Raw genomic sequence first — 336 nt, 5'->3', positions numbered from 1 at the left:
CAGTGTCATATAGCTCGCCTGAAGACATCATTGTTGAATATACATACTTCCTTCAGAAGAACGTGACGGTTGATTTCCGGTTCGACAAGCTACTGCTTGTTGACGGAAAGCCGAGTGTCAAAACAGTCATGATTGGTATTGACAGCCTGACGACGACCGACATACCGAAGGAAAGCTATGAGGCCACGCTGAACCTGCATCGCGTGGTCAGAGGCGAATCGATTGACGGTGTGCGTAACGAGCGAAGCTCCTACTTTTCACCTCGAGGCGTAATCATTGGGGGTGACCCCGACACTGTCGATTTTGTCTATCGTCAACTACTACCACCTGATTCCC

The 336-nt window shown here is 49.7% G+C and carries 1 pseudogene; it reads left to right on the top strand.

Annotation, left to right across the window (positions count from 1 at the left end):
- Nucleotides 1-336: pseudogene (locus GXB81_RS31270) on the top strand (hypothetical protein); the annotation flags it as partial.

Source organism: Paraburkholderia sp. Ac-20336 (genome assembly GCF_017105025.1).
GTDB lineage: Bacteria > Pseudomonadota > Gammaproteobacteria > Burkholderiales > Burkholderiaceae > Paraburkholderia.
This window is presented reverse-complemented; position numbering and strand designations above follow the sequence as displayed.